The sequence below is a fragment of the Micromonospora maritima genome (assembly GCF_902825405.1).
GTDB lineage: Bacteria > Actinomycetota > Actinomycetes > Mycobacteriales > Micromonosporaceae > Micromonospora > Micromonospora maritima.
The window spans coordinates 1-4382 of the sequence record NZ_CADEAU010000445.1 but is presented as its reverse complement, the minus strand read 5'-3'; the positions used below and the strand labels follow the sequence as shown (position 1 = coordinate 4382).

Annotated in this window: 6 protein-coding genes; 4 read left to right on the top strand and 2 right to left on the bottom strand. The window is 73.1% G+C overall.

Features of this window, described 5'->3' with window-relative positions; all coding sequences use genetic code 11:
- Together HUW36_RS26685 and HUW36_RS26680 are read left to right on the top strand one after the other, a co-directional pair.
- Positions 1 to 476 (top strand): cobalamin B12-binding domain-containing protein (locus HUW36_RS26685; protein WP_174530666.1); only part of this gene is annotated, 476 nt, incomplete at its 5' end.
- A 57-nt stretch (positions 477 to 533) separates the two neighbouring features.
- Positions 534 to 830, top strand: a complete 297-nt coding sequence (locus HUW36_RS26680) for a DUF1540 domain-containing protein (RefSeq protein ID WP_174530665.1) — start codon at positions 534 to 536, stop codon at positions 828 to 830.
- Between the two features lie 4 nt (positions 831 to 834).
- Here HUW36_RS26680 and HUW36_RS26675 read toward each other — a convergent pair whose 3' ends face one another.
- Complete coding sequence (locus HUW36_RS26675; protein ID WP_174530664.1) at positions 835 to 1452, bottom strand: DUF4126 domain-containing protein; 618 nt, start codon at positions 1450 to 1452, stop codon at positions 835 to 837.
- Between the two features lie 71 nt (positions 1453 to 1523).
- Between HUW36_RS26675 and nucS the strand changes: the two genes are divergently transcribed.
- Positions 1524 to 2183, top strand: coding sequence for an endonuclease NucS (gene nucS / locus HUW36_RS26670; protein WP_174530663.1), 660 nt, complete (start codon positions 1524 to 1526; stop codon positions 2181 to 2183).
- 3 nt (positions 2184 to 2186) lie between these two features.
- Here the strand turns inward: nucS and HUW36_RS26665 are convergent, their stop codons facing one another.
- Positions 2187 to 3689 carry an aldehyde dehydrogenase family protein gene (locus HUW36_RS26665; RefSeq protein ID WP_174530662.1) on the bottom strand — a complete coding sequence of 501 codons (1503 nt, stop codon included), beginning with the start codon at positions 3687 to 3689 and terminating at the stop codon, positions 2187 to 2189.
- A 240-nt stretch (positions 3690 to 3929) separates the two neighbouring features.
- On the opposite strand from HUW36_RS26665, the gene HUW36_RS26660 reads away from it, so the two are divergent.
- Positions 3930 to 4376, top strand: coding sequence for an FHA domain-containing protein (locus HUW36_RS26660; protein WP_174530661.1), 447 nt, complete (start codon positions 3930 to 3932; stop codon positions 4374 to 4376).
- Positions 4377 to 4382 lie beyond the last annotated feature (6 nt).

The following is a 4382-nucleotide window of genomic DNA, read 5'->3' as shown; positions in this document are numbered from 1 at the left end:
CCGGCGGCGACGCGAGCCTCGCGGCGGTGCGCGAGCGGGTCGCCGCGACCGCCCGGGAGCTGGGCAGCGGTCGGCTGCGGCTGCTGGTCGGCAAGCCGGGGCTGGACGGGCACTCCAACGGCGCCGAGCAGATCGCGGTACGCGCCCGCGACGCCGGCTTCGAGGTGGTCTACCAGGGCATCCGGCTGACCGCCGGGCAGATCGTTGCCGCCGCCGTGGAGGAGGACGTCGACCTGGTCGGCCTCTCCGTGCTCTCCGGCTCGCACCTGGCGGCCGTACCGGCCGTGCTGGACGGGCTGCGCGCGGCCGGTCGGGGCGACCTGCCGGTGGTGGTGGGCGGCATCATCCCGGCCGGTGACGCGGACGCGCTGCGGACCGCCGGGGTGGCCCGGGTGTTCACGCCGAAGGACTTCGCACTCACCGGCATCATCGACCAGCTGGTCACCGTCATCCGTGAGGCCAACGGGTTGAGCTGACGCAGGAGGCGCAAAAGCCTAAAATCGGGGCAAGACACCCACGGAAGGGCGGGAATGATGACCGCGTCGATGGAGATGCCCCGGGTCCAGGAGTGCGCCGTCCGGTCCTGCGCCTACAACCACACGAACGACTGCCACGCGTTCGCCATCACGATCGGCAGCAGCGACCACGCCCACTGCCACACGTTCGTGGAACTGCCGGTGCGTGGCGGCATCGACCAGTTGGTCGCCCAGGTCGGCGCCTGCTCGCGCTCGGACTGTCGGCACAACTCCGACCTGGAGTGCCACGCCCCGGCCATCACCGTGGGCCCGGACATGGACATGGCCGACTGCATGACCTACCAGAGCCGCTGACCGGCTAGACGCGGTAGCCGGCCGCGCGGGCGGCGGCGCGGTCCCGTCGTCGGTCCCGTCGGCGGCGGACCAACCAGACCGCGAACACCACCAGGCCGACCGCGAACACCAGCACCAGCACCGGCAACAGGATCGCCACCACCGACATGACCACGCTCGTCGCGTCCTCGGCGGTGCTCGCCACCGGCGCGCCGAAGCCGGCGGTGGTCGCGTTGACGACCGGCCGGGCGGCGGCCTTGAGCAGGTGCACGCCGAGCGCGATCAGCACGCCGACCACCACCGGAACCCACTGGTGGGTGGAGAAGAACGTGTCGGGGTCGCTGACCGTGACCGTCTCCGAGCCGGAACCGGCGCCGAAGGCCAGGCCGCCCGCGGTCGGCCGGACCACCGTCTGCACCATGTCGTTGACGTGGTCGACCACCGGGATCTTGTCGGCCACCACCTCGACCGCGAGCAGCACGGCGAGGATCGCCAGCACCCAGCCGTTGCCGAGCCACTGCCAACCGCTCGGCAGCTCGATCAGGTCGGTGTAGCGGGCCAGCAGGCCCATCAGCATCAGCGGGATGTAGGCGTTCAGACCCGCCGAGGCGGCGAGACCGGAACCGGTGAGGACTTCGAGCACGATCTCAATATGGCACCGGTGCGCCAGTGGCGCTCGTCGGCGGCGGCCGGGGGCTCCGCTACCCTCGTCGGGTGCGGTTGGTCATTGCGAAGTGCTCGGTGGACTACGTCGGACGGCTCTCGGCCCACCTGCCGCCGGCCACCCGGTTGCTCATGGTGAAGGCGGACGGCTCGGTGTCGATCCACGCGGACGACCGGGCGTACAAGCCGTTGAACTGGATGAGCCCGCCGTGTCGCCTGGAGGAGGCGCCCGGCGTGTGGCGGGTGGTCAACAAGGCCGGCGAGGAGCTGCGGATCACCCTGGAGGAGATCTTCCAGGACACCTCGTACGAGCTGGGGATCGACCCGGGCCTGCGCAAGGACGGCGTCGAGGCGCACCTGCAGGAACTGCTCGCCGCCAACCCGGAGACGCTGGGGGAGGGCTTCACCCTGGTCCGCCGGGAGTACATGACCGCGATCGGCCCGGTCGACCTGCTCTGCCGGGACGCGAACGCCCGCGCGGTGGCGGTCGAGGTGAAGCGGCGCGGCGAGATCGACGGGGTGGAGCAGCTCACCCGCTACCTGGAGCTGATGAACCGCGACCCGCTGCTCGCGCCGGTCACCGGCGTGTTCGCCGCCCAGGAGATCAAGCCGCAGGCCCGGGTGCTCGCCACCGACCGGGGCATCCGCTGCGTGGTGGTCGACTACGACAAGCTGCGCGGCATCGAGCGCGACGAGCTGACGCTGTTCTGAGGCTCAGCGCCCCCGGCCGTACATCAGCTTGGCGACCTTGACCAGGCGGGCGACGTCGGCCGGGGTGCGCTCGAACGTCATGGCCGGCAGCAGCGAGCGGGCCCGGCGGCGGGTGACCGCCTTGGGGCGACCGAACTCGCGCAGCCCGTCCTCGCCGTGGATCCGGCCGAAGCCGGACTCGCCGGTGCCGCCGAACGGCAGCGTGGACATGCCGGCGAAGGTCAGCGCCGAGTTGACCGAGGCCATCCCGGAGCGCAGCCGCCGCGCCACGGCCACCGCCCGGGCCCGGCCGAAGACCGAACCCCCGAGGCCGTACGGGAGGGCGTTGGCGCGCTCCACGGCCTCGTCGACATCGCGGACCCGGTTGACGGTGAGCGTCGGGCCGAACGTCTCCTCGCGGACGGCGGCCGAGTCCTCCGGCACGTCGACCAGCACGGTCGGGTGCACGTACGGCGGCTGGACCGCCTCCGGGCCGCCGAGCACCGCGCGGCCACCACGGGCGACCGCGTCGTCGATGTGCCGGCGGATGACGTCGATCTGGGACGGCATGGTGATCGGGCCGAGGTCGGTCCCGTCCGCGCCGACGGTGAGCCGGCCGGCCTTCGTCACCACCTTGTCGACGAACGCGTCGAAGACCTGGTCGACCGCGTAGACCCGCTCGATGCCGATGCACGTCTGGCCGGCGTTGGTGAGCCCACCCCACACGGCCGCCTCGGCCGCGGCGTCCAGGTCGGCGTCGGCGTCCACGATCATCGCGTCCTTGCCGCCGGCCTCCAGCAGCACCGGGGTGAGCGTCTCGGCGCAGGCGGCCATCACCTTCTTCGCGGTGGCCGTCGAGCCGGTGAACGCCAGCTTCGCCACCCCGGACCGGCACAGCGCGGCGCCGACGTCACCGAGCCCGTGCACCGCCTGGAACACCGGCTGCTCCGGCACCACCTCGGCGAACCGGTCCACCAGCCACTGGCCCACCGCCGGGGTGTACTCGCTGGGCTTGAACACCACCGCGTTGCCGGCGGCCAGCGCGTACGCGGCGGAGCCGATCGGGGTGAAGACCGGGTAGTTCCACGGGCCGATCACGCCGACCACGCCGTAGGGCTGGTATTCCAGGTGACCGGTGAACTCGGCCAGGATCAGCCGGGAGCGGACCCGCCGGGGGCCGAGCACCCGCCGGGCGTTGCGGGCCGCCCAGTCGATGTGCTCCAGCGCGGTGAGGATCTCCACCACGGCGTCGCCGACCGGCTTGCCGCCCTCGGTGTGCATCAGGTCGGCCAGCTCCTCGATCCGCCGGGCGAGCACACCACGCCAGCGCTGGAGCCGGTCCCGTCGGCCGGCGAAGCCGAGGCCGGCCCACCAGTCGGCCGCCGGCCGGGCCCGGTCGACGGCGGCACGCACGTCCGCCTCGGTCGCCACCGGGAGTCGCCCGGCCTCCGCGCCGGTCGCCGGGCTCGTCGACACCAGTCGACCGGCCTCGATGAGCGGGGTTCCGGGGACATGCACAGCGGTCATGGGCGCAGTGTAGACCCGAACATTACTCACCGGTAGGTGCCGCGCACCCCGTACGCTGCCCGGACCGGCCCGCGTCGCATCGACGCCGGTGCCACCCGATCGCGCCGCGGCCGACTGCCCGAACGGCGAACGGGAGATGGCCGGCCGGGGTCACGGGGGTGACCGCGCGGTGGTGGGAGCCACTACGGTGAGGTGGCAGGCTGACGCCGCGGGGCGATGTGGGGTGGAGGTCGACGGTCCATGGAGGATCATCCGGAGCTGATGCCGCTGCTGACGGTGTCCGGTGGGGCGATGCGCGGGCTCAGTTTCCGGGTCGGACGGGGCGTCCAGGTGATCGGCCGGGCGCCGAGCGCCGACATCGTGCTCGCCGACCCCCACCTGAGCCGGCGGCACGCCACCGTCCAGGCCACCACCGACGGGGTGCTGCTGACCGACCTCGGCTCGACCAACGGCACCTGGCTCAACGACCGGCGGATCAGCGGCAGCGTGCCGCTCGCCGACGGTGACGTGGTCCGCCTCGGTCGCACCGACCTGCGCCTCTACGACCCGGGCGTGGCCCGCACCGACCCGGTCGGGATGAGCTTCGGCGCGCCGCGGCGCGACCAGCGCCCCACCCTGCCGCTGCCGGTCCCGGCGCCGCGCCAGCCGATCGAGTCGCGCGAGGCGCTGGCGGTCGACGTCCGCTGACCGGCC